This window comes from Dactylosporangium sp. NPDC051541, from assembly GCF_044454505.1.
Lineage (GTDB): Bacteria > Actinomycetota > Actinomycetes > Mycobacteriales > Micromonosporaceae > Dactylosporangium.
This window is the reverse complement of sequence record NZ_JBITDU010000004.1, coordinates 629,587-651,040: the sequence shown is the minus strand read 5'-3', so window position 1 is coordinate 651,040 and position 21,454 is coordinate 629,587. Positions and strand designations below refer to the sequence as shown.

The following is a 21,454-nucleotide window of genomic DNA, read 5'->3' as shown; positions in this document are numbered from 1 at the left end:
TGCGTCAGCGGGTGGGCTGCAAATCGGGCTGCGCAAGGGTTTCGGCCGAGCGGCGGGACTTGCGGGACTCCAGCGTGAAGCTCGCCAGCGCCAGCACCAGGCCCACCGCGCCCAGGCCCACACCGACCCAGCTCGGGGCGATGTAGCCCCAGCCGGCGGCGATCACCAGGCCGCCAAGGGCCGCGCCAAGGCTGTTGGCGATGTTCATCGAGGACTGGCTCACCGCCGCGCCCATGAGCTGGGCGCCCGGGGCCACGCCGATCAGGCGGGACTGCATCGCCGGGCCCAGGAACAGGCCGGCGGCGCCCAGGAAGAAGGCGCCCAGGAACAGGGTGTAGCGGTTCTGGGCGAGCAGGGCGAAGGCGGCCATGCTGACGATGAAGATGACGAAGCCGGACAGGAGGCTGCGGCGCAGGTCGCGGTCCGAGGCCCAGCCGCCCAGCGCGTTGCCGACGGTCATGCCCAGGCCGACCGCGACCAGGACCCACGGCACGGCGCCCGCGCCCAGGCCGGCCACCTGCGTGGTCACCGGCGCGATGTAGCTGTCGATGGCGAAGAAGCCGCCGAAGCCGACCGCCGCCGTGACCGCGACCAGCCACACCTGCGGGCTGCGGAACGCGCGCAGCTCGGCGCGGGGCGAGCCGGACGGGTCGGCGGGCTGGTGCGGCACGGTCGCGGCGACGAAGAGCAAGGTCAGGGCGAACATGGCGGCGATCGCGAGGTACGCCGCCCGCCAGCCCGCGGCCTGCCCCAGCCGGGTGATCAGCGGGACGCCGAAGACGTTGGCGGCGGTGAGGCCACCGAGCACCGCGGCGAAGCCCTTGGCCTGGCTGCCCGGGCCGAGGATGGCGGCCGCCAGGAGTCCGGCCGCGCCGAAGTAGGCGCCGTGGGGGAGTGCCGCCACGAAGCGCGCCACCAGCACAAGGGAAAAGCCAGGAGCGACAGCTGATGCGACGGTACCGGCTGTGAAGAGCCCGAGCAGCCCGACAACCAGTGTCTTTCGTGGGAGCCGCGCAGTGAGAGCCGCGATCGTGGGTGCGCCTACGACGACGCCGAGTGCATACGCGGTGATCATCCACCCGCCGTGCGCCACTGCTTTCTCGGGTGACTGGGAGTACAACCGCGGCAGTAAATCTTGGGAGATGTCGGGCAGCAGGCCCATGGCCACGAACTCGGTCAGGCCGATGCCGAAGCCGCCCAGGGACAGGGCCAGCAGCGCGGTCCAGCGGCGAGCCGCGGTGAGGTCCTCCATGCGCGCCAGTTTAGCAACGCTGTTGCGTTATAGACTTGTGGCCGTGGACACGCCCGGGGCCGGACTCGGCTACTTGCGCGGATACAACGACGCGCTCGTCGTCGGGCTCGCCCGCACACTGCCGGAGTTCGACCGGGCGGCGGTCGCGGGCGCCACCGGGCTCACCCCGCAGGCCGTCTCGAAGGTGCTCGCGCGGCTGACCGGGGACGGGCTGATCGAGCCGGCCGGGGTGCGCCGCCGCGGGGTCGGCAAACCGGCGACCATCTATCGGATCGTGGCCGCGAGCCGGTTCGCGATCGGCGTGCACGTCGCCCGGACCGGGGTGCGGCTGGTGCTCACCGATCTGCTCGGCACGGTGCTGGGCCGCGCCCGGGAGCCGCTGCCGGCCGACTTCACGCCCGACGAGTTGCTGAGCGCGGTCGACTCGGGACGCAGCGTGCTGCTGCGGGACTGCCCGGTCGACCCGGCGCGTATTCTGGGGCTGGGACTGGGCATGGTCGGGCCGCTCGACCACGCCAACGGGATCGTGCGCGACGCCCACCGGCTCCGGCACTGGCACGACGTGCCGTTGCGGGAGTTGGCCGCGAGACGCCTCGACCTGGCTGTACACCTGGACAAAGACGTGACGGCGGGAGTCACCGCCGAAGCCTGGCGCCGCGGGGGCGACTTCCGCGACGGGGTCCTCATCATGGTCGAGTCCGGCATCGGTGCGGGGCTTTGGCTCGGCGGGGCCGCCTATCGCGGTGCGCACACGAACGCCGGCGAGTTCGGGCACACCGTCATCCAGTTCGACGGGCCCGGGTGCGTGTGCGGGCGGCGCGGCTGCCTGGAGGTGCTGCACGACGCGGCGGTGGCCCGCGGGGACGTGGCGCACGCGGCCCGGCTGCTCGGCGCCGGGGTGGTGAACCTGCTGCAGACCACCGACGTTGGGCACGTGGTCCTGGCCGGTGCAGATCTGCTGCGGCATCGCGACGTCTACGTTCCGGCGATTTCGGCGGCGGTACGTCTCGAGGTGCCCCGCGCCGACTGGCTCACGGTCTCGGTGTCCGTGTCGGCGCTGGGCGGCGACGTGATCGCGGCGGGGGCGGCGATGCAGGTGCTCAACGCCGCCTACGGCCGGCCCTCGCTGGACCGGCCGGCCGCCGCCCACGATCACGCCTGACGACGCCGCTCGGTGCGGCTGCTGTGCGTCCGTCGCCACGCGGCGGTATGCGGCAGCCTGCACGTGGTGTGCGCGTGTCGCTGCCCGCGCGTGTGTTGCCCGTGTGCTGTTGCCTCCCGCGTCGGTCGCCACGCGGCGGGCGGCGTTCGTCCGTGGCCACGCGGCGGTATGCGGCAGCCTGCACGTGGGTGTGCGCGTGTCGCTGCCCGCGCGTGTGTTGCCCGTGTGCTGTGGCCTCCCGCGTCGGTCGCCACGCGGCGGCCGGCGGCGGCTACCGGTTGCGGTGCGCGCCGCCGTCCGCGCGTGTGCGGCCGGTGGGTCTTTGGTGCTGGTATTCGCGGCCGGCGCTTACTGGGCGGCGGCGGTCAGCGAGCTGTGGATCGTGAACACGCGGTCGAGGCCGGTGATCTGGAAGATGCGCAGCAGGCGGGCGTGCGGGATGACGAGCTCCACCACGCCGCCGGCCTCGGCCAGGCGCTTGTGCACGCTGATGAGCACACCCAGGGTCGTCGAGTCGAGGAATCCGACGTCGCTCAGGTCCACGATCAGCGTCGACGCGCCCTCGTCCACGATCTTGTGCAGGTAGGCACGCAGCTCGGGGGCGGTGGCGACATCCAGCTCACCACTCGCCGTGACCACGGCGCGCGAACCCTCGACCGTCGAGGTGACCTGCATCGGCGTCCCGCCCCTTCGTCTGTTTGTGCACTGGTTGTACATCTAGCCGTTCGTCCGGGCAAGCATACGTCCGAACGGCGGATTACTCTCGTCCGGACGGGCTCGGGTGTCCGTTCACTCACGGTTCCCGCTGCTTGTCCGGGTCCCACGTCAGGTGTTTGCTGAAGCGGACCAGCGTGCCGGTGTCCTCGACCGACACCACATCCAGCCGTTCCACCACCGCGGCGAGAACCTGCAGGCCTCGCCCGCTCTCCTTGAGGTGCCCGGGCTCGTCGCCGGGCGTCACCGGCTCCACGGGCGGCACCCGGTTCGGATCGAACCCGCCGCCGTCGTCGGTGACCTCGATCACGCACTCGCCCTCATCGACGGTGACGTCGATGTGGTAGCCGCTGGCGAGATTGGCGTGCGAGACCACGTTCCCGCACGCCTCGGTGAGCGCGAGCCTGATGTCGTCGCGGCACTCCTCGGTCACGCCGGCGCCGGCGAGGGCCCCGTCAAGCGTCCGCCGGGCGTCGCGCACCAGTGCGGCGTCGCGCGGCAGTTCGAGCGAAAACTGCAGACGCATGTCGTGCTGCGGCACATCTTCCTCCTTCGTCGCGTCCACCGGCGTACCCACGAGGCGCGAACCGAAAACTGTCGTACCTCACGGGCAGAATGCGGGGCATGGAGATCCGGGTCGTGCACCACAACAGCAAGTCCGCGAAGAGCACCACCGACGCGGTCGTCGACGTCACCTCCCGCGGCCCACACCCGTGGGTGCGTTTCAGCCCGTTCTATCCCCACGGCGGCATCCCGGTCCCGCTCAGCCCCGGCGTCACCGCCATGTCCGTGGAGGTGATCTGGCAGGCGCTGAAGGTCTTCGAGACCGCCGACGTCGACCGCGCTCTGCTCGACACGACCCGCATGAGCGGCCTCAAGCGCACCATCCGCCGCTACGGTCCGCAGCGGGGCCACCGTGCCGGCTTCGACTCCCCGGACCTCCTGGACTACGAAACCGCCCGCCGCCGCATCTACCTGCCCGCCTATCGCCACGTCCTCGACAACCACCTGACGGCCGAGCTGGCCCAGCTCCGCCACCTGGCCACCGCCGCCCCGGTGACCCTCCTGGACTACACGACGAACGGCGACGTGACCAACCTCGCCACGCCCCTGTCCCACGCCGCCCTGATCCGCTTACACCTGCTCGACGAGTGGCCCGGCGGATGACCTGGTGGCCCGCTCGGATCGCACCGTGGCGAACGCGACAGGCGACCGCCGAGCCATCCGATCGCGGTGGCGCCGGTGTGGGCGAGCTGCGCCGCGATGCGGTCGCACGCCGGGCCGGGTAAGCCGTGCCGCGACGCGGCCGCACGTCGACGCCGGTGTGGGCGAGCTGCGCCGCGATGCGGTCGCACGCCGGGCCGAGCCGGGCAAGCCGTGCCGCGACGCGGCTGCACGCCGACGCCGGTGTGGGCGAGCTGCGCCTCGACGCGGCCGCACGTCGGGCCGGGCCAAGCCGCACCGCATCGCACGGACGCTGCCGCCTGACGCCGGGCCGGGCCAAGCCGCACCGCACGGACGCCACCGCCTCGCGCCGGGCGAGCCGAGCCGCATCGCACGGACGCCGCCGCCTGACGCCGGGCGAGCCGAGCCGCACCGCACGGACGCCACCGCCTCGCGCCGGGCGAGCCAAGCCGCACCGCACCGCACCGCACCGCACCGCACGGACGCCACCGCCTCGCGCCGACCACGGGTGGCGGGCGGGTTCAGTTGCGGGTGCTGGTCCGGGTTTCGGTGTTGGAGCGGGTGCCGGTGCCGTGCGGGCAGCGGCCGGTGCTGACGACGGTGTTCGTGGTGGCGTCGAGGATGATGTACGTGTCGTCGCGGACGATGTTCAGCCGGCCGCCGGGGATCGGGGCGCCGGTGCAGTAGCTGGGGAGGGGGACCGGACGGCCGCGGCTGAGCAGCGTGGGGGTCGTGGACTGCGGGATGCCCACAGCCAGGGCCAGACCGAGCATGACGACGATCCGGGCGAGTGGCGTGCGCCGGCCCATCAGCGGGCGTCTCGTCAACGGCCCGTCCCTCGACGGCCCGTCCCACAGCGGCTCGTCCGTGCGTGGCCGTTTCCGCAGCGGCCGGAGCCGCAACGCGCCGAACGGCCCGGATCGCGCGGCGGTGTCCGGCGTCGGCGTCTGGCGGGGATCGTCCGCGTCCAGATCGATGATGACGTCGTCGTCGGGACTGACAAGGCTGTCGGCCATCGAATTCCAGCATAGGTCCGGACCGCCCGCCGCGCTCGTCCACCTCGGCGGCGAGATTCGGGCTTGCCTTTGACACTGGTGTCAACACTTAGCGTGGCGGCATGACAGTCATCTGCGCCGATGCTATCGACACGCTGCTGGAGCCGGTCACGTTCGCCGGGATGCCGCTCGCCAACCGGTTCGTGATGGCGCCGATGACGCGGCTTCGATCGCCCGGCGGGGTGCCGACCGACGAGGTGGCCGCCTACTACCGGCGGCGGGCCGGGGTCGGGCTCATCGTCACCGAAGGGGTCCTGGTCGGGCACCCCAGCGCCGGGCACGAGACGACCGTGCCGCGCATGACCGCGGCGGCCGGGAGCGGGTGGCGGCGGGTGGTGGATGAGGTGCACGCGGCGGGCGGGCGGATCGCGGCGCAGCTGTGGCACCTCGGCAGCCTGCGCGAGCCGGTCGACGGCGTCGAGGCCTGGACGCCGTCCGGGGTCCGGGAGCCGGGCCGGCCCGCGAACCACGCGATGACCCTCGCCGACATCGACACGCTCCTGGAGGCCTACGCCGACGCGGCCCGGGTCGCCGGGCGTGCCGGGTTCGACGCCGTCGAAGTGCACGCCGCGCACGGATACCTGCTCGACGAGTACCTGTGGCCGCTGACGAACCGGCGCACCGACGCGTTCGGTGGCAGTCCCCGGGGGCGGGCCGCGTTCCCGGCCGCGGTCGTGCGGGCCGTGCGGTCGCAATTCCCCGCCGACCGGCCCGTCATCGTGCGGTTCTCGCAGTTCAAGGAGCGCGCCTTCGACGCGCGCATCGCCGCCGGCCCGGACGAGCTCGGGCAAATCCTGGGCGCCTTCGCTGACGCGGGCGCCTCCGCGCTGCACGCCTCGCAGCGGCGCTTCTGGGAGCCGGCGTTCGACGGCTCGGCCCTGAACCTCGCCGGCTGGGCGCGGCGGCTCACCGGCCTGCCCGCGATCACCGTCGGCTCGGTCGGGCTCACCCGCGAGTTCCTGCACCCCGCCGGGCCCGGCTCGATCGCCGGGCTCGCGGACCGGATCACGGCCGGCGAGTTCGACCTGGCCGCGCTCGGCCGCATCCTCCTGGCCAACCCGGACTGGGTCGCACACGCCGCCGCCGGCCGCCTCGACGCGATCACCGGCTACGAGAAGCGGCACGAGGACATCTATCCGTGAGGGCGTACGCTTGCGCGATGCGGATCGGTGAGCTCGCGGCCCGCACCGGGGTCAGCACCCGGTCGATCCGCTACTACGAGCAGCAGCAGCTGCTCATCTCCGTGCGCACCGCCAGCGGCCAGCGGGTCTTCACCGACGCCGCGGTCGAGCGGGTCCGGCTCATCCAGCGCCTCTTCGACGCCGGCATCAGCAGCGCCCGCATGTACGAGCTGCTGCCCTGCATGAGCGACCCCTCGATCCGCACCTCCTGGCTCACCGACAAGCTCCGAGCGGAGCGCGCGCGCATCGTCGCCGAGCGCGAACGCCTCGACCGTACCGTCGCCGCCCTCGACGGGGTTCTCGGTGACCTGGCCGCCGAGGACCGGCTGCCGGCGTCGTCGGCCGCCTGAGCGGCGCGGCCTGACCCGCACCGCCTCCCCTTGGCGGTGATCGCGCTCGGTGCCCGCGTGCGGCCGGCAGGGCCACGGCAGCCGGCTCATGCACCGCCTGCACGCCCGACTGCGCGTGGCCCTGCTCGGCGTCGTTGCCCAGGCCGCCCGGCCGGCGGATGCGGACCGCCGCCTCGCGGTGGCGGTGCGGGGGAGGGCCGGCGCCGGAGCGGTGCGCTACCGGTCGCGGCGGAACGGGGCGGTGATCTCGCGGAGCATGGCGGCCGCGCCCCAGGTGTCGTCGCCGTGGGCGATGGTGCTCAGCAGTTCGCGGACGTAGAGCAGGCGCATGCGGTCGCGCCAGCCCGGGCGCGGGGGCGCCAGCTCTTCGTAGGCGTCGAAGCAGCGGCCCGACTCCAGCGGGCGGGGCGAGACCCAAAGCATCGCCAGGTCGGTCTCCGCCCAGCCGAACGACACCGCCGGGTCGATCAGGGCCGGGGCGCCGTCGGGGGTGGCCAGAATGTTCTCCGTCCACAGGTCGCCGTGCGTCAGGACCGCGGGCTGGGCCGGCACGAGCTCGGGCAGCGCCGCGCAGAGCCGTTCGACCGCGACCCGGTCCAGCGGGGTCAGCGCCGCCTCCGCCTCCGGCTCGCCGAGCCAGCGCAGCACCCGGCGTTCGGCGAAGAAGCGGTGGCCGTCGCCGTCCCACGTGTTGTCCTGCCGCAGCCGGCCCAGGTAGCCGTCCTGATGCCAGCCGAACCGGCCCGCGGCCGCGTCGCGGGTGCTCAGGTGCAGCGCGGCCAGCATCCGGCCCAGCCGCTCCCAGAACACGGTCGAGTGCGGCCGGGCGAACAGGCGGGACAGGACCAGGAGGGCGGGCGTTACCGCGTAGACGTCGGGGACGGTCACGCCGCCCAGGTCGCGCAGTGCCCGCAGGCCGTCGGCCTCGGTTTCGAACAGGTCGGGGATCGGGGCCGGGAGCGTCTTGGCGAACAGCGACGAGCCGTCCACGAAGCGGACCACCCCACCGAGCGCGACCACCCCGCCGGTCGCGGCCGTCACCGCCGCCACGGGCATTCCGGCTTCACGCAGACGCTGCCGCAGTACATCCACGCAAGCAAATGTAATAAGCTTCGGAAAGTCTGACGCACCGTGTCAGGGTTTCCTGGCACCGTCACCGGCATGACCGAAACCATCATCGCGCTCGTCGCCGGCGCCACCCGCGGAGCCGGGCGGCAGATCGCCGTGCAGCTCGGGGTGCGCGGCGCCACCGTGTACTGCACCGGCCGCACCACCCGGGAGCGGCAGTCGGAGTACGGACGGCCGGAGACCATCGAGGAGACCGCCGAGCTCGTGACCGCGGCCGGCGGCACCGGGATCGCGGTGCCGGCCGACCACCTCGATCCGGCGCAGGTCCGGGCCGTCGTCGAGCGGATCGACCGCGAACACCAGCGGCTCGACGTGCTCGTCAACGACATCTGGGGCGCCGAGGGCATGTTCGCCTGGGACAAGCGGCTCTGGGAGGACGACCTCGAACGCGGGCTGCGGCTGCTGCGCCTGGCCGTCGACACGCACATCATCACCAGCCACACGGCCCTGCCGCTGCTGACCCGCAACCCCGGCGGGCTCGTGGTCGAGATGACCGACGGCACCGCCGAGTACAACCGGGAGCGCTACCGGGTCTCGTTCTTCTACGACCTGGCGAAGGCGTCGGTGAACCGGATGGCGTTCGCGCTCGCCGAGGAGCTCAGGACCGCCGGCGGGACGGCCGTGTCGGTGACGCCCGGGTTCCTGCGCTCCGAGCTGATGCTGGAGCACTTCGGGGTCACCGAGGCGACCTGGCGCGACGGCGCGGCGAAGGACCCGCACTTCGCGATGTCGGAGTCGCCGGTGTACGTCGGGCGTGGCGTCGCCGCCCTCGCCGCCGACCCGGACAAGGCCCGCTGGAACGGGGCGTCGCTGTCGAGTGCCGACCTCGCCCGGGCGTACGACCTGACCGACGCCGACGGGAGCAGGCCCGACTTCTGGCGGTACGAGGCCGGGGGCTTCGAGCGGCCCGAGGACTACCGTTAGCCGGTGCGCGTCTCCCGGCTCATCTCGCTCGTGCTGCTGCTGCAGTCCGGCGGGTCACGCACCGCCGCCGAGCTCGCTGAGCAGCTCGAGGTCTCCGAGCGCACCATCTACCGCGACGTCCTGGCCCTGTCCGCGGCCGGCGTGCCCGTCTACGCCGAGCAGGGCCGGGCCGGCGGCTACCGGCTGCTGGACGGGTACCGGACGCGGCTCAACGGGTTGAGCCGGGCCGAGGCCGAGGCGCTGTTCCTGTCCGGGTTGCCCGGGCCGGCCCGCGACATGGGCCTCGGCGAGGCCCTGGCGGCCGCGGAGCTGAAGGTCGCCGCGGCGCTGCCGAGGCCGCTGCGGGAGGCCGCGGCCCAGAACCGGCAGCGCTTCCACCTCGACGCGCCCGGCTGGTTTCGCGACCCGGAGCCGCCGCCGGGCCTGAGCGCCCTGGCCCGGGCCGTGTGGGAGGACCGCACCGTCGAGCTGACCTACGCGGGCCGCGGCGGCGAGGTGATCCGCACCGCCGAGCCGCTCGGCCTCGTCCTCAAGAACGCCGTCTGGTACCTCGTGGCCCGCCCTCAAGAAACGACCTTGCGAAGCTCGCACACCGCGGAGCCGGGCCGGCGCGACTCAGGCCGTGGCCGTGCCGGGCCGGTCGGAGCCGAGCCGCGGACCTATCGCGTGGACCGGGTCCGCTCCGTGACCGTGACCGACGAGCGGTTCGAGCGCGACGACGCGTTCGACCTGGCGTCGTTCTGGGCCCGGCGGGCGGCCGAGTTCGAGCGGGCCATGCTCGCCGAGACGGTCACGGTCAGGCTGAGCCCGGCCGGGCTGCGCTCGCTCCGGTGGGCGGTCGAGGCGGTCGCCTACCGGGAGGCCGTCGACGGGGCCGGGCCGCCCGACGCCGACGGCTGGGTCACCGTCGCGCTGCCGGCCGAGTCGGTCCCCGTCGCGTACAGCCAGCTGCTGGCCCTGGGTCCGGAGGTCGAGGCGGTCGCCCCGGCGGAGCTGCGCGCGCTGCTGGCCGCGGCGGCCGAACGGACCGCGGCGCTGTATCGCCGCTGATACGACAGGGCCGCGACCAGCAGGGCCCAGCCGTATCCGGCGGCGGCGAGCCCGCCCGGGCTGACGGTGCCGTGGAGCAGGAGCAGGACCGTGCCGTACACGGTGAGGAGCCCGGCCCCGGCCCACACGCCCGGGAGCGGGAGGGCGGCCGCGGCGGGCCGGATCAGTGTGAGGAGGAGAGCCCAGGCGGCGAACCCCGCGCTGAGCACAACTGCCGTGCCGTACCAGGGCAGCCGGAACCCGGCCACGACGAATGGCACGACCGCCAGGCAGCCCGCGTACGCATACCAGCGCACGACCTTCGATGCTTCCCCGATCGCCATACACCTCAGCCTCCGCCCGCTCGTTGTGACGAGCCTGAGCGAAGTTGTGACCAGCCTGAGGAAACCTGTGAATCACTCAGCGACGGCGGCCCGATCGGCGGCCCGATCGGCGGGCCGGTCGGTGAGGCGGTCCAGGAACGCGGTCAGCTTGCCGGTGAGGCGCGCGACCTGTTCGTCGACGGTGAGCGTCTCGTCCAGCCGCCCGCCGGTGTTCGGTTTCCGGATGCCGCGGATGTACAGCGAGCAGTCCAGATCGGAGCACAGGTACACGCCGACGGAGTCCCCGTTGCGCCCGGCCTTGCCCGTGCGGCGCCCGGTCATCAGCGACACGCCGTTGCCCGGGTGCACGGTCAGGCACAGCGAGCACATGCCCCGGGCCAGGAACTTCCGCTGCTGCTGCGCGACCCGCAGGGCCACGGTGACCAGCCGCCCGTCGTGGACGGCGGCGAGGTAGGAGCGGTCGAGGGTGCCGGGGTCGCGCCAGCCGAGGAAGTCGAGGTCGGCCCAGCGCCGCTCGGCGAGATCGCGGGGAATGTACGCGCGCTGCGCCTCGCCCTTGGAGCAGTTGACGAAGGCGGCGCGGAGGTCGGGTTCGGTTACGGGGTCCACGCTTCGACGGTACGACTCCCTAAAGGGTTTAGGCAAAGCAATAACCCCGTTAGGCCGACCCGCGGCGATGGCCGGCGGCGGCGACGCGGGCGCCCGCCGGAGTCTTCGATACCGGCAGGCGCCGAACCGCCACACCGGACCGATCAAGGGACCGCGGCCCACCTCCGGATGCGCTCGCATCGAGCCCGATCGGTGCACGATGGCCCCCCGATCGGTCAGGAAGCGATCTCTGCCCCTTGATTTGTCCATCGGCAAATGACTCAATGTCACCATGCCCGCCTACTGGATCAATGATCAGATGCGCGACCGTGAACGTGCGAAACGGGAACGCGATATGCGGGCGTCGAGCGCGGGCGGCTGCATCATCATTCCCCTCGCCGCGCTGCCGTTCCTCTGTGGCGGGTTCGTATTGTTGGTGATCATCGTGCACTCCGCTTTCGGCAAGTCGGATTTCCAGCGGCAAATGGACGCCCAACATCTGACCGTGGTCCAGCCGAACAGCCTGCAGGGCCGCGCCTTGAACACCAACAGCGCCTATCAACAGGGCAATGCGAAGCGGGCGAGCGACCTGACCGATGCCATGGGCGCGGCCTCCATGGTCGCCGCGGTGTACGGGTCGTCCAGCAAAGACTTCATCATTCTGGCCGCTTCTCAGGGTGGCTTCATGAAATCGGCGGACCGTATCGACCGGTTGCTCAGCGTTCCCATCGGCGGCACCGTGACCGATATCCGATCGGCCGATCCGGGTCCGTTCGGCGGTGTCGCGAAATGCGGCACCGTGTCCGTACGCGATATTCCGGTGGGCATCTGCGCATGGATCGACGACGGAACCGCCGGCGCGATCGCGATTTACGGAGCCGACGTCAAGCAGGCGGCGAAGATACTGATCGCGGCGCGTGCAGAGGTGGAGCAGCGAATCTGAGGCCGGCCCGTACCGGCCGGGCCGGGCAGCGCCCGGCCCGCGCTGGGTGGCGGGCCGGGCGCTGTGGAGCGGACTAGCAGCCGATGCGCTGAGCGCCGACCGCTACGTCGTCGTACCAGAGGGTGTCGTCGCCGTCGCCGTAGGCTTCCCAGCCCAGGCGCAGGTCCTGCGGTGCGGGCTTCCAGGAGCGGGCCAGCCACTGCTGGTCGATGTCCGCCGTCGGCGTGCCGTCGACGGTCAGGCCGGGGATGGCCGCGCCGTTGAGCCACGTCGTCAGGGTCCCGTTGCCGTTGACCATGAACTCCACGCAGTTCCAGGAGTTCGTCGGCAGCGGCTTGCTCTGCGCCACGCCGTTGGGGCTCTGGGCCGGCAGGGTGGCGTCGTCGGACTCGCGGTTCCACTGCAGAGCGCCGTTCTGGCCGCCCATCCGCAGGTCCTTGCCGCCGTCACCGTTGTCCTTCAGCGCCGCGAACGCGACGTGCTGGGCGGGCAGGGCGGTGCTGTGGCGGACGTAGAACCGGCCGTACCAGACGGAGCCGAGGCCACTCAGGTCCTTGGCCGGCTTGACCAGGACGTGGTTGCAGTAGCCGCCCTTGCCGTCGATGCGGACCGACTTCGTGCCGCTGTGCGCGACCGCCGAGTCGACGGTGGCGGTGCCGGTGCCCTGGCAGTTGGCGTAGGACGTGCCCCAGACGCCGGACACGGTCGACCCGGTCTGGCTCTCGAACCCGTCGCAGAACGCGGCCGTGGTGCAGGTCTGGCCGCCGGTCGGGCCCGTGCTGACGCTCGGCGAAACCGAAGCTGACCGGGACGGCGAGGACGAGGCCGTCGGTGAGCCCGTCGTCGGGGTGCCGCCGTTCGCGGCGCAGGACAGCGTGGGCGCGGTGCCCGCGTTGCCGTTGCCGAGCATGCCGAAGTTGGTACTGCCGCCGGCCGGTATGGTCCCGTTCCAGTTGACATTGGCGGCGGTCACCGCCGTGCCGGACTGGGTGACGGTGGCGTTCCAGCCCTGGGCGACCGTCTGGCCTCCGGAGTAGTTCCAGCCGACCTTCCACGAGGAGGTCGGCGCGCTCCCGGTGTTGGTGACCTTGATGTCGGCCTGGAAACCGCCGGACCAGCTGCTGGTGATCGCGTAGCTGGCAGTACACCCGGCATTGCCTCCGCCGTTGTTGCCGGGGCTGGAGGAGGACGCGCCGGGGCTCGAGGGACTCGACGGGGGCCGCGACGTGGGGCCGGAGGACGTCGGGCCGGTGGTGCCGCCCGGGCTGCCGTCGCCGACGCCGGTGACCTGGCCGTTGCCGCCGTCGAAGGTCACGTCCGAGCAGCCGTAGAACGTTTCCGTGCTGTCCGAACGGGACCAGACCGAGTAGATGATGTGCCGGCCCGACTTGCCGGTCGGCAGCTTCCCGGACCAGTAGTAGTGCCCGTCGTTGGTGCCGACCGAGCCGACCTGTGGCGGGTTCGTCACCTGCAGGAAGGGCGTCGACTCGAGCGAGTTCCAGGTGACCGGCTGGCTCGGGTCGAAGCCGTCCTTGGTGACGTACAGGTAGAACGTGCCCGGGTGCGCGGCCCAGTTGCTGTAGTCGAACTCCATCGTCGCGCCGGACGTCAGGTGCGTCAGCGGCCAGTCGGTGCGGACCAGGTCGAAGCCCGAGAAGTCGTACACCTTGGCGTCGGCGCTGCACATCTTGTTGTCCGGGATGAAGCCGGACGTGCGCCCGGCCCCGTCGGAGCGCAGCATCGCGAACCAGTTGTACATCGAGTTCGGGCCCTGCTGCGCGATCGCGGCCGCGCAGGCCGGGTTCTTCGGCTGGATCTGGCCGTTGGCCGTGATGCTGTCCTTCCAGCACAGGTACTGGCGGCTACCCGGCTGCATCAACGCGCCGTGCGCGGACGCCGGGGTCGCGAACACCACGACCGCGCCGGTTCCGGCCATGGCCGCGGCGAACCACAGCGCGAGCCTTCTTCGTATCGTCATGCCCGACCTTCCATCCATCGAGGGCAGTCCATAACCCGGATTGAAGGCCGCTGACCAGCGGATTGACAATTCCGAAACAGGTTTCGCGCGGCCGGGCAGGCAAAAGGGGTGAAAGATTCATCACCGGGCGCTGGAAACGTGCACGTGCGAATGGATAGGCTTCCGTCGCCCTCCGGGGCCATTCGTTCGTGTCACATTGTCAATCTCTCGTATACGTGGAGTACGGATATGAGTTCGGCACCCTTGCGCGTCGCCATCGTCGGATCCGGCATCGGCGGGCTCGCCGCCGCGATCGCCCTGCAGGCCAGGGGGCATGAGGTCGAGGTGTACGACCAGGCCGGCGAGCTCTCCGCGATCGGCGCCGGGATCGCCCTCGGCGGCAACGGCATGCGCGTCCTCGACGACCTCGGCGTCGGCCGGGCCGCCCGCGATGTGGCCAGCAACCTGCAGCGGATCCAGTTCCACCACTGGCAGACCGCCGAGATCTTCTACGAGCACCCGATGGGCGACTGGTACGACCAGCAGATGGGCGGCCCGTTCCTGGGCATCCACCGCGGCGACATGCACCAGGTCCTGCTGGATAAGTTCGACGGCACGCCGCACCTCGGCCACCGGGCCGCGGCCGTGCGCGAGACCCCGGACGGCGCCGAGATCGACTTCGCCGACGGCACCAAGGTGCGGGCCGACGTCGTCGTCGGCGCCGACGGCCTGCGCTCGGCCGTGCGCCACCACGTCGCCGGCGACGACGAGGCCGTGTTCTCGGGGATGACCTGCTTCCGCGGCCTCGTCCCGGCCCAGAAGGTGCCGACGTCGGAGTCGATGGGCCTGACGTTCATGCTCGGCCCCGGCCGGCACCTGGTGATCTACCCGGTCCGCGGCGGCGAGCTGATCAACTTCGTGGCCTACGTGCCCGACAACGAGTGGACCCTCGAGTCGTGGTCGTCGAAGAGCGAGCCGGCCGAGGCCGTCGCCGCGTTCGCCGGCTGGAACGACACCGTGATCTCGATGCTGTCCAACGTCGAGGAGGTCGGCCGCTGGGCCCTCTACGACCGCGAGCCGCTGCGCAAGTGGAGCACCGACCGGGTCACGCTGCTCGGTGACGCCGCGCACCCGATGCTCCCGCACGCCGGCCAGGGCAGCAACCAGGCCATCGAGGACGCCGCCGCGCTCGCCGCCTACCTGTCCGCGGACGGGCTCTCGGTGGCGGAGGGGCTGCAGCAGTACGAGCACCTCCGCAAGGCCCGCACCCGCAAGATCCAGATGGGCTCGCGCGGCAACGCGGCCTGCTTCCAGCTACCCGACGGCCCGCCGGCCGATGAACGCAACGCCCGCCTGCAGTCGCTGCCGGACAACGTAGCCTGGATCCACGGTTACGACATCTTCGCGGACCTGCGGGAGACGAAGTAGAACACCGCCTGCCCGAATGCCCGCCGGACCTCGATCCGGCCGGCCTCCCCGCCCGGCTGCACCGCTGGGCGGGGTCGCCCCCGATGCGTGACCTGGTCGCGGCCTTTCAGGGCGAAGTGCCATCCGGGGGTACGGCCCAGCTGCTGGCCTGGCTCGACGCGTTCTCCGACGAGCATTGGAACTTCCGCGGCCGCCTCGGCGGGGCCGAGCGCGACCGGGTCGCCGTCTGCCTTCCAGCTTCGTTGGGCGAAGCCGCGCTGACGGCGGCCGAGGGCCTGGGCCTGACCGACAGCATCGAGCCGCCGCACGACCGCTACGACCACCTGCTGGTCCTCGGCGGCCTGGCCCGGGCCTGCCTGCAGCGCACCGAGCACGCCGCCCGCCTCGCCGCCACCCGGCACATCGGCACCGTCACCGCCCTGGGCAGCCTCCGCCCGCTCGGCCCGGCGGAGCGCCAGGTCCCGGGGGTCGAGCACTGCGCCACCGAGGCCGACGCCCTCGCCGCCGGGGTCCGGGCCGCCGGGTTCGGCCGGGACGTGCCGGTCCTGGTCGCACCGCCTCGCGACCCGGGCGCGCCGCGGGCCAACACGGCCGACACCTACGAGCACTGGGCCGCCGTCGCCGAGCCCCGCCCGGACCAGCGGATCCTGATCGTCACCTCACCGATCTACGTGCCGTTCCAGCACTGCGACGCCATCCGCATCCTGGCCCTGCGCTACCGCTGCGGCATCGACACCGTCGGCTTCGACCCGGCCCGGGCGAGCACGCCGCAGCCGGACGGGGCCGCGGGCCCGGACCGCTACCTGCAGGAGATCCGCTCCGCCGTCCGGGCCGCCAGGGCGTTGTATGCCGCCGTTGTCTGACGCCTGGCTCCTCGAGGAGGCCCGGCGCGCCCCGATGCCGGCCGTCGCCGTCGCCGTCTTCGACCGGGAGCGCACCCTGGCCGCGGCCGTGCACGGCATCGCCGACCTGACCACCGGGCGGCCCGTCACCCGCGACTGCTGGTGGGACCTGGCCAGCCTCACCAAGGTCCTGGTGACCCTGCCGGCCGTCGAGCACCTCGGACTGCCCCGGGACCGCCCGATCGGGGAGCTGTGGCCGCGCGCGGCGGGCCGCGCCGCGGGTATGTCGACGGTCGACGATCTCCTGTCGCACCGGTCCGGGCTGCCGGCCACCGTCCGGTTCTACGAGACCCTGCGCGGCCCGGCGATCGTCGAGGCGGCGCTCGACACCCCGAGATCCGAACCCGAGCCCGTGTACAGCGACCTCGGGTACATCATCCTCGGCGCGCTGGTCGAGGACCTGACCGGCCGTCCGCCGTCGGCTCCCGGTCTGCGGCTGGGCGGCCCGGTCGCACCGGCCGTGGCCACCGAGGACTGCCCGTGGCGGGCCCGGCTCATCTGCGGCGAGGTCCACGACGAGAACGCGTCCGCCCTCGGCGGCTACGGCGGCCACGCGGGCGCGTTCGGCACCCTCGACGCCGTCGTCGCCGCGGCCCGCCCGAGCCTGGCCACCGTCCCGCCGCCGTGCCTGGCGACGAACTCGGCCGGCGAACGGTTCGCGGCCGGTTGGTGGCTGCACCCGGCGCGGGGCCTCGGCGGGCCGGGCGCGGGCACCGACGGCTACGGCGCCTCCGGGTTCGTCGGCAACCGGGTCTGGTTCGAACCTTCCCGGGGGTACGGCCTGCTGGTGCTCAGCAACCGCGTGCACCCGGCCCGCGGCGACCGCGCCCCCTACGCCGCCTGGTGCGACGAACTGCTGACCCAGCTCGCGGCCGCGACCGGCTGACCACCGCGGCCGCTGCCGGTTGGTGGGGGCGCGGAGCGGGTACCTACCAGAGTATGCCGTCGATTCTGCAGCGCATCACGCGCTTCCTCAACAGCCCTAACGGCCGTCGCATCGTCGAGGTGGGTCGGCGCGAGCTGGCCAAGCCGGCGAACCAGGAGAAGCTGCGCCGGCTTGCGACACGGGCCCTGAGCAACCGCAGCCGCCGCCGCTGAGGACCGCGGCGGCGTTGCGGCCGCCGCGGTGGGTCGTCAGAGCGCGAGCACCGGCGGGTCAGCGGAGGTGTTCGGCGAAGAAGGTCGTGATGCGGGTGCGGGCGTCGGCGGCGGAGGGCTCGTGGGGGCCGTAGCGCAGGATCGGGCGGCTGAAGCGGACCATCAGCGGGATCGGGTCGCCGGCGGACTCGTGGTCGTTGAGGAAGCCGTGGCCGGCGTCCGGGTACTCCTTCACGTCGTGCGGCACCCCGCAGACCGTGAGCGCCGAGTCCAGCCGCGTCGCCGCGCCGCGTAGCGTCAGGTCGCGGGCGCCGAAGCTGGCTACCACCGGGCACGCGTCGCGCAGGAGGTCGGTGGCGTCTCTCGGTACTGTGCCGTAGTTCGCGCTCACCGCCGCGAAACCGTGGCCCGGCGCCAGCAGCAGCGCGAAACCGCCGCCCATGCAGAAGCCGATGACGCCGATGCGGCCCGTGCATCGCGGGTCGGCGGCCAGGACGGCGCGGGTGGCGGACACGTCGTCGAAGGTCGGGCCCGAGCGGCGGCGTGACGACCACCACAACCGCTGCGTCCCGGATCTGAGATATCGTCCCGCATATGGGAGACGACCTCGAGGCGCGGCTGGCCGGGCGGCTCGGTGAGCTGCGCGGCGAGCGCGGGTGGTCCCTCGACGACCTCGCGCAGCAGACGAGCATCAGCCGGTCGACGCTGTCGCGGCTCGAACGGGGCGAGATCAGCCCCACGGCGGCGCTGCTCGGGCGGCTCTGCGCCGCCTACGGGATGCCGATGTCGCGCCTGCTGGCCGAGGTCGAGCCGGAGCCGCCGCGGCTGGTCCGGGCCGCGATGCAGCCGGTGTGGCGGGATCCGGCCTCCGGCTTCACCCGGCGCTCGGTGTCGCCGCCGCACCCGGGACTGCGCGGCGAGGTCGTCGAAGGGGTCCTGGAGGCCGGGGCCGACATCGGCTACGCGGTGCCGCCGGTCGCCGGGCTGGAGCACCACCTGTGGGTGCTCGACGGCGGGCTGGAGCTCACGGTCGGCGGGGCCGTGCACACCGTCGGAGCCGGCGACTGCCTGCGCTACCGGCTGTGGGGACCGTCCCGTTTCGTCAACCCGGGGCCGGCCGCGGTCCGCTACGTCCTGCTCATCGTCCTGCCCTGAGGAGCACCCGATGCCCCCTGCGATCGTCCGGATCAGCCCGGATGTGTACTGCCAGCACGTCCCCGGCCTGGCCGAGGTCCTCGCCGACGCCGTCGCCCACGGCGCCTCCGTCGGGTTCCGGGCGCCGTTCGGGCCCGCCGACGCCGCGGCCTGGTGGCATACCCGGGAGGCGGCCGTGCGCGACGGGAGCCTGCACGTGTGGGCGGTCCACGGGCCGGGCGGCATCGCCGGCACCGTCAGCCTCGCCCTGGAGCCGAAGCCGAACGGCCGGCACCGGGCCGAGGTCCTCAAGCTCATGGTGCACAGCCGGGAACGCGGCCGCGGCCTGGGCCGGGCGCTGCTGAGCACCGCCGAGGAGGCCGCCGCGGCCGCGGGGCGGACGCTGCTGCTGCTCGACACCGCGACCGGGAGCCCGGCCGAGCGGCTCTACGAGACGGCGGGCTGGACCCGATACGGCATCGTGCCCGAGTACGCCACCGACCCCGGCGGCACGCTCGAGGACTGCAGCTTCTTCCGCAAACGACTGGAGGCGTGAGCCGTGGAGGTCGACGAGTCCGTCCTCGCCGGGCCGCCGCTGGGCCGCGATCCGCGGCTCTGGCCGGCCCTGGTGGCCAACGCCCGGCCGTCCCTGCGGCTGGCAGCGGGCCCGGGCCGGTCGTGGCTGGGCGGCGAGCCGGTGACCGCACCAGGCTTCGCGTGGCCGCACACGCCGGACGGCCGGCCCCTGACCTTTCTGGCCGGCATCGTCATTGACGAGCTTTTCGGGGGTACCGCCCTGAACGTCTTCTACGACCTCGACGGCTTCGAGCCGGTGTGGCACCTCCATCTCGCCCCGGCCCCGGACGGTCCGCCCGCCACCGGCCGCCCGCACGGCGTGACCCGGGTGCTGACCGTGCCGGAGCGGTGGGAGGCCCCCGTCCACGCGCTGTGGCAGGCCGGCCCGGCCGACGCGAGCCAGGTGTATCGCCGCCTCGCCCGCCGCACCGCCGACGGCCCCGTGCACCGCGTCCTGGGCTGGTCCGACCCGCTGCAGGGGCCGATGCACGAGGACGGCTGGACGCTGCTGCTCCAGCTCGACAGCGACCCGGCGACCGGCTTCACCTTCGGCGACGAGGGCACGGTGTACTTCTGGATCCCCGACGAGGACCTGCGGGCGGCCGAGCTCAGTCGTGTGCGAGCCGTGGTCCAGAGCCACTGAGGGGCGCGCGCCCGCCGGACAGCGGCAGCAGGCCCACGAACAGCAGGATCGCCGCGACCGGGATCGTGTCCAGGCTGACCGCGATCATCAGGAACGCGAACAGCACCGCGACCGGGCTCCAGGCCGGCAGCTTCTGCGCCCGCACCAGCTGCACCAGCAGGGTGAGCAGGCCCAGCATGAACGCGGCGTTGCCGGCGATCGCCAGGGCGTCGGGCAGCGGGGCGGTCTCGCGCAACGACGGGGACAGGTCGCCGGCGATGACCCACAGGAACGCCAGGACCCCGACCGACGTCGCGACCACGGCCAGGTTGGCGGCGACGCGGTTGCGGAAATCGTGGAACGGCAGCCGGGTCCGGGCTCCGATCGCGAGCGCGGCGAGCAGGACCATGGCGATGAAGAAGAGCACGTGGCCCGTGTTCCACATCCACGCGCCCTTGTCCATGCGCCCGTCGGCCCGGTCGATGAGCCGCAGCGTGCCGTACCCGAACAGCAGCACCGGCGCCACGAGCGCGCCGGTGCGCACCAGCGAGTTGGAGTTCATGCCACGAGCGTCGTCGCCGTCCTCCGATCGGACATCCGGGCAGAACCCCGACACGACCCGGAGGTCCGCCGGAGCGGCGACCCTGAGGTGTCGGCCTTGCCGAGGTCGGGCCGGCCTCGCAGCGGTGCGCCTCAGTCCTGGTTCCAGGGGCCGGGCCGCTGGCAGGTGTCGGTGTGGCCGGGTTTGACGACGTCGGCGGGGACCAGGCCGATCGGTTTGAGGTTCTCCTTGAACGAGCGTTCCCATTCGTTGGTGAGGAACTTGTCCAGCGTGGTGCTGACCGCGGCGCACAGGCGGGGGCGGTTGTTGGGCAGGCCGATGCCGTACTCCTCGGAGCCGTTCGCGAACGCGATGTACGTGGCGGGGTCCTTGCCCAGGGCCCAGGCGAATCCGGCCAGGGTCGTCCGGTCGCCGGAAACCGCCTGGACGGTGCCCTGGGTGAACGCGCTGAGGCACGTGTCGAGCGACGGCTTTTCCAGCGTCGACCAGCCGCGCTGGTAGAGGGCGTCGGAGCTGGTCGAGCCGGCCAGGACGCAGACCCGGCCGGTGGTCGGCAGTTCGGAGATGTCGTGGGCCGGGGTCGCGGACAGGTAGCCCTGGGAGTCCACGAAGTACGGTCCGGCGAAGTCGATCGTCTCCGCCTTGGCCGGTGTCATCGAGAAGTTGGAGATGACCAGCTGCACCGCGCTCTCGGTCTGGCCCTGGTCGTCGACCCAGGAGCCGTTGAGCGCGGCCATCCGGTTGGTGAGCCGGCCTAGCGGCACCCACTTGATGGTGAACCCGAAGTCCCGGGCCAGCGCGTACGCCACGTCGACGTCCATACCGTGAGCCGGCCGGCCGCCGGTCGCGTGCCAGCCGGCGTACTCGTTGGTGTAGCCGATGCGGATCACGCCCGACAGGAAGTCGCGCGGGTCCGGTTCCCGCTGGAACCACCACACGGTCGCGGTGCCGGCCAGGACCAGCGCCGCCGCGGTCGCGGCCCAGCGCCACACCCGGCGGCGCCCGCGCGGCACCCGCAGCGTCGGGATCCGGGTGGACCCGCGCTCGATCAGGATGCCGACGACCAGACCCACGACCTCCACCGGCAGCGTGAGGATGGCGGCGACGTCGGCACCCCAGCGGTGGTGCAGCAGCAGGTACACGGACAGTCCGATGGTGGCCAGGGCCAGCGGGACGATCCAGAACAGTTGCCGGCGGACGGGCCCGACCGGCCCCGGTTCGGGCTCGTCACCGGCGGGCACCAGGGTCGGGGAGGTTTCGACTGACATGCATGATGACTGTCACGTTCCCCGTCCGCGCGGTGCGAGATTTGCGACACCG

The 21,454-nt window shown here is 72.8% G+C and carries 24 protein-coding genes; 14 read left to right on the top strand and 10 right to left on the bottom strand.

What is annotated here, in order from left to right:
- Window positions 1–4: 4 nt before the first annotated feature.
- The gene (locus ACIA8L_RS22525; protein ID WP_395907500.1) at window positions 5–1,252 is read right to left on the bottom strand and encodes an MFS transporter; all 1,248 of its coding nucleotides are present in this window, start codon (window positions 1,250–1,252) and stop codon (window positions 5–7) included.
- 43 nt (window positions 1,253–1,295) lie between these two features.
- On the opposite strand from ACIA8L_RS22525, the gene ACIA8L_RS22520 reads away from it, so the two are divergent.
- Window positions 1,296–2,414, top strand: coding sequence for an ROK family protein (locus tag ACIA8L_RS22520; protein ID WP_395907498.1), 1,119 nt, complete (start codon window positions 1,296–1,298; stop codon window positions 2,412–2,414).
- A 348-nt stretch (window positions 2,415–2,762) separates the two neighbouring features.
- On the opposite strand, the gene ACIA8L_RS22515 is transcribed toward ACIA8L_RS22520, so the two are convergent.
- Entirely contained in the window at window positions 2,763–3,089 is a 327-nt protein-coding gene (locus tag ACIA8L_RS22515) for an STAS domain-containing protein (protein WP_223093583.1), read from the bottom strand.
- A gap of 118 nt (window positions 3,090–3,207) precedes the next feature.
- Complete coding sequence (locus ACIA8L_RS22510; protein WP_395907495.1) at window positions 3,208–3,693, bottom strand: ATP-binding protein; 486 nt, start codon at window positions 3,691–3,693, stop codon at window positions 3,208–3,210.
- Between the two features lie 59 nt (window positions 3,694–3,752).
- Here ACIA8L_RS22510 and ACIA8L_RS22505 point away from each other — a divergent pair, with 59 nt between their 5' ends.
- Window positions 3,753–4,295 (top strand): DUF6939 family protein, encoded by a 543-nt coding sequence (locus ACIA8L_RS22505; protein ID WP_395907493.1) that lies wholly within the window; start codon window positions 3,753–3,755, stop codon window positions 4,293–4,295.
- 539 nt (window positions 4,296–4,834) lie between these two features.
- On the opposite strand, the gene ACIA8L_RS22500 is transcribed toward ACIA8L_RS22505, so the two are convergent.
- Window positions 4,835–5,329 (bottom strand): hypothetical protein, encoded by a 495-nt coding sequence (locus tag ACIA8L_RS22500; RefSeq protein ID WP_395907491.1) that lies wholly within the window; start codon window positions 5,327–5,329, stop codon window positions 4,835–4,837.
- 101 nt (window positions 5,330–5,430) lie between these two features.
- Between ACIA8L_RS22500 and ACIA8L_RS22495 the strand changes: the two genes are divergently transcribed.
- A complete protein-coding gene (locus ACIA8L_RS22495) occupies window positions 5,431–6,510 on the top strand; it encodes a 12-oxophytodienoate reductase (RefSeq protein ID WP_395907490.1) in 1,080 nt (359 codons plus the stop codon).
- A gap of 17 nt (window positions 6,511–6,527) precedes the next feature.
- Window positions 6,528–6,899 carry a MerR family transcriptional regulator gene (locus ACIA8L_RS22490; protein WP_395907488.1) on the top strand — a complete coding sequence of 124 codons (372 nt, stop codon included), beginning with the start codon at window positions 6,528–6,530 and terminating at the stop codon, window positions 6,897–6,899.
- Window positions 6,900–7,115: 216 nt separating this feature from the next.
- Here ACIA8L_RS22490 and ACIA8L_RS22485 read toward each other — a convergent pair whose 3' ends face one another.
- Complete coding sequence (locus ACIA8L_RS22485) at window positions 7,116–7,991, bottom strand: fructosamine kinase family protein (RefSeq protein ID WP_395907487.1); 876 nt, start codon at window positions 7,989–7,991, stop codon at window positions 7,116–7,118.
- 69 nt (window positions 7,992–8,060) lie between these two features.
- Between ACIA8L_RS22485 and ACIA8L_RS22480 the strand changes: the two genes are divergently transcribed.
- Window positions 8,061–8,951 carry an SDR family oxidoreductase gene (locus ACIA8L_RS22480; RefSeq protein WP_395907485.1) on the top strand — a complete coding sequence of 297 codons (891 nt, stop codon included), beginning with the start codon at window positions 8,061–8,063 and terminating at the stop codon, window positions 8,949–8,951.
- A 3-nt stretch (window positions 8,952–8,954) separates the two neighbouring features.
- Window positions 8,955–10,001: a helix-turn-helix transcriptional regulator gene (locus tag ACIA8L_RS22475; RefSeq protein ID WP_395907483.1), complete on the top strand. Its 1,047-nt coding sequence runs from the start codon at window positions 8,955–8,957 to the stop codon at window positions 9,999–10,001.
- Window positions 10,002–10,396: 395 nt separating this feature from the next.
- Here ACIA8L_RS22475 and ACIA8L_RS22470 read toward each other — a convergent pair whose 3' ends face one another.
- The gene (locus ACIA8L_RS22470; protein ID WP_395907481.1) at window positions 10,397–10,933 is read right to left on the bottom strand and encodes an FBP domain-containing protein; all 537 of its coding nucleotides are present in this window, start codon (window positions 10,931–10,933) and stop codon (window positions 10,397–10,399) included.
- 271 nt (window positions 10,934–11,204) lie between these two features.
- Here ACIA8L_RS22470 and ACIA8L_RS22465 point away from each other — a divergent pair, with 271 nt between their 5' ends.
- Window positions 11,205–11,855, top strand: coding sequence for a hypothetical protein (locus ACIA8L_RS22465; RefSeq protein ID WP_395907480.1), 651 nt, complete (start codon window positions 11,205–11,207; stop codon window positions 11,853–11,855).
- Window positions 11,856–11,928: 73 nt separating this feature from the next.
- Here ACIA8L_RS22465 and ACIA8L_RS22460 read toward each other — a convergent pair whose 3' ends face one another.
- On the bottom strand, window positions 11,929–13,833 hold the full coding sequence (locus tag ACIA8L_RS22460; protein WP_395907478.1) for a lytic polysaccharide monooxygenase: 1,905 nt from the start codon (window positions 13,831–13,833) through the stop codon (window positions 11,929–11,931).
- 228 nt (window positions 13,834–14,061) lie between these two features.
- Here ACIA8L_RS22460 and ACIA8L_RS22455 point away from each other — a divergent pair, with 228 nt between their 5' ends.
- From ACIA8L_RS22455 to ACIA8L_RS22440, 4 genes are all read left to right on the top strand, one after another.
- Entirely contained in the window at window positions 14,062–15,240 is a 1,179-nt protein-coding gene (locus ACIA8L_RS22455; protein WP_395907476.1) for an FAD-dependent monooxygenase, read from the top strand.
- 83 nt (window positions 15,241–15,323) lie between these two features.
- Window positions 15,324–16,103, top strand: coding sequence for a hypothetical protein (locus ACIA8L_RS22450; protein ID WP_395907475.1), 780 nt, complete (start codon window positions 15,324–15,326; stop codon window positions 16,101–16,103).
- The gene (locus tag ACIA8L_RS22445) at window positions 16,096–17,028 is read left to right on the top strand and encodes a serine hydrolase domain-containing protein (protein ID WP_395907473.1); all 933 of its coding nucleotides are present in this window, start codon (window positions 16,096–16,098) and stop codon (window positions 17,026–17,028) included. Before ACIA8L_RS22450 ends, ACIA8L_RS22445 begins: the two co-directional genes overlap by 8 nt.
- Window positions 17,029–17,081: 53 nt before the next feature.
- A complete protein-coding gene (locus ACIA8L_RS22440) occupies window positions 17,082–17,240 on the top strand; it encodes a hypothetical protein (RefSeq protein ID WP_395907471.1) in 159 nt (52 codons plus the stop codon).
- 58 nt (window positions 17,241–17,298) lie between these two features.
- On the opposite strand, the gene ACIA8L_RS22435 is transcribed toward ACIA8L_RS22440, so the two are convergent.
- The gene (locus ACIA8L_RS22435) at window positions 17,299–17,799 is read right to left on the bottom strand and encodes a dienelactone hydrolase family protein (RefSeq protein ID WP_395907469.1); all 501 of its coding nucleotides are present in this window, start codon (window positions 17,797–17,799) and stop codon (window positions 17,299–17,301) included.
- A gap of 35 nt (window positions 17,800–17,834) precedes the next feature.
- On the opposite strand from ACIA8L_RS22435, the gene ACIA8L_RS22430 reads away from it, so the two are divergent.
- The 3 genes from ACIA8L_RS22430 to ACIA8L_RS22420 are packed head-to-tail and all read left to right on the top strand — an operon-like array spanning window position 17,835 to window position 19,593.
- Complete coding sequence (locus ACIA8L_RS22430; protein WP_395907467.1) at window positions 17,835–18,395, top strand: helix-turn-helix domain-containing protein; 561 nt, start codon at window positions 17,835–17,837, stop codon at window positions 18,393–18,395.
- Window positions 18,396–18,405: 10 nt separating this feature from the next.
- Entirely contained in the window at window positions 18,406–18,930 is a 525-nt protein-coding gene (locus ACIA8L_RS22425) for a GNAT family N-acetyltransferase (protein ID WP_395907465.1), read from the top strand.
- A 3-nt stretch (window positions 18,931–18,933) separates the two neighbouring features.
- On the top strand, window positions 18,934–19,593 hold the full coding sequence (locus ACIA8L_RS22420) for a DUF1963 domain-containing protein (RefSeq protein ID WP_395907463.1): 660 nt from the start codon (window positions 18,934–18,936) through the stop codon (window positions 19,591–19,593).
- On the opposite strand, the gene ACIA8L_RS22415 is transcribed toward ACIA8L_RS22420, so the two are convergent.
- Both ACIA8L_RS22415 and ACIA8L_RS22410 read right to left on the bottom strand, forming a co-directional pair.
- On the bottom strand, window positions 19,559–20,134 hold the full coding sequence (locus ACIA8L_RS22415) for a hypothetical protein (RefSeq protein WP_395907461.1): 576 nt from the start codon (window positions 20,132–20,134) through the stop codon (window positions 19,559–19,561). The genes ACIA8L_RS22420 and ACIA8L_RS22415 overlap by 35 nt on opposite strands.
- A 131-nt stretch (window positions 20,135–20,265) precedes the next feature.
- On the bottom strand, window positions 20,266–21,402 hold the full coding sequence (locus ACIA8L_RS22410) for a transporter substrate-binding domain-containing protein (protein ID WP_395907459.1): 1,137 nt from the start codon (window positions 21,400–21,402) through the stop codon (window positions 20,266–20,268).
- Between the last annotated feature and the right edge of the window lie 52 nt (window positions 21,403–21,454).